General features: G+C 48.0%; 2 protein-coding genes. Both read left to right on the top strand.

What is annotated here, in order from left to right:
- A partial coding sequence (locus VN105_RS29320; RefSeq protein WP_325646977.1) for a hypothetical protein occupies window positions 1-219 on the top strand: 219 nt, incomplete at its 5' end.
- Between the two features lie 13 nt (window positions 220-232).
- The coding region (locus VN105_RS29315; protein WP_325646975.1) for a RagB/SusD family nutrient uptake outer membrane protein at window positions 233-1,997 on the top strand (1,765 nt) is incomplete at its 3' end.

The following is a 1,997-nucleotide window of genomic DNA, read 5'->3' as shown; positions in this document are numbered from 1 at the left end:
ACATTAGGGTATAGTTTGCCGGTAGAAACGTTGCTGAAAAATAAGCTCAGCAGCCTGCGGATTTATTGCACGGTAAATAACGCCGCTGTTATAACCAGGTACACCGGTCTTGACCCTGAGGTGAGCACCAAAAATTCCAATTATGTAACTCCCGGCGTTGACTCTTCTCCTTATCCGCGCAGCAGAGCGTTCATTGCCGGCATTAATGTTAAATTTTAGATCATTTCAGCATATGCGTATTCTCAACTTAAAGAAACTTGCCATTTTTACCGGATCTTTTTTAGTGGCAATTTCATTGCATTCATGTAAGAAGTTTTTAACGCTAAGCCCTGATTCGGCTTTTGATGAAGCCTATGTTTTTGGCAGTGTTAACGATGCTTACAGCGCTGTATTAGGCACCTACGCCACACTTACCGGCGACAGAGGTTACGGTGGAAGGATCCAGTATTATTTCTCGAATGACTGCGACGAGTCGTATTGCAATGCCAGCAATACTATTACTATAGGCGGCGACAACGGGCCCAAGGCACTTTGCCGGTATAACGCCCTGGCAACAAATACGGAACTGGATGCAGAATGGAATATCTATTACGCGGGGATTGACCGTGCCAATCATTGTATCAAGAGCATTCCCCGGATGCAGTTATATACCAACGGGTCCGACAATGATAAGGCAAGCCTGAGACGGTTGTATGGCGAAGTACTGACTTTAAGGGCGCAGTTTTTCTTTGACCTGATCAAATTCTGGGGAGATGTGCCTGCTCCTTATATTCCTTCGGTAGATCAGCCTGATCTTAACCTGCCGGCCACGAACAGGGATTCCATCTACGATCATATCCTGAATGACCTGGCGCTCGCAGATTCGCTTTTGCCCTGGAGGGGCGATCCGGGAGTAACGGCAGATGAACGTATCACGAAAGGGGCTGCAAAGGCGCTGCGGGCCAGGATAGCCCTGTTCAGGGGCGGGTATTCGCTGAGGGCAGGTTCAAGGAAGATGGAGCGGCCTGCAGATTACCTAAAATATTACCAGATTGCCAGGGATGAATGCAATGATATTATCAATTCCGGGAAGCATAAGCTGAATCCCTCCTTTATGGCTGTATTTAAGGATAACCTCGATGCGCACCGGCTTGAACCTAATGGCGAAATACTTTTCCAGGTAGGCCTGTCTGGTGGTACCGGCGTATCAGATGGCCGGGTGGGCTTTATTGACGGTATCCGCACTAATGGCAATGGTATGGGGTCTGATTGGGCGCTGCCTACCTATTTCTATAAATTCGACAGCATGGATGTAAGACGTGATGTGACCATTGCCAGCTATGCCATAAACGGCTCTGGTTATTATACCGGGATCGCTTCTGTTTACGGACCTTTTGTGATGGCAAAGTTCCGGAGAGACTGGCATTCCAATCCAGCCACTCCTCCCAACAGCAATTTTGCTTATACCGGTATCAGCTGGCCTATGATCCGCTATACTGATGTGCTGCTGATGTTTGCGGAAGCGGAGAACGAAATTAACCATGCCCCCACGGGAGCCGCCACCAGCGCATTTAAACAGGTACGTTTAAGAGGTTTTGAGGGCGACGAAAATAAGATGGGCGCTGTTCCATCCGACTATGCAAGCTTTTTTAAAGCAATTACCGATGAAAGAATGTTTGAATTTGGTGGCGAAGGCCTGCGGAAATGGGACCTGATCCGCTGGAACCTGATCACTCCCATATTTGCTGAAACCCGTGCCAACCTGACAAAGTTCCGGAAACAGCAGGCGCCTTACAATAACATCCCTGCAAAGATGTATTATCTCAATAATTCATCCACGGGTATTGTTTACTATTCCGGTTATTATCAGCCGGCGCCATCCGCCCCTCCTGCAGGGTATACCAGCATGAACTGGACAGCGGCTTACTTAAATAATTTTGAGAATGACTGGGCAGGCAGTTTTGTGCCCAATCAAAGAGAGATACTACCTTACGGACCTCAAACACTCAGCAGCAATC

Source organism: Chitinophaga sp. (assembly GCF_035564935.1).
Classification (GTDB): domain Bacteria; phylum Bacteroidota; class Bacteroidia; order Chitinophagales; family Chitinophagaceae; genus Chitinophaga.
Note: the sequence above shows the minus strand (reverse complement) of the source record. Positions and strands in the feature narration are given on the sequence as shown.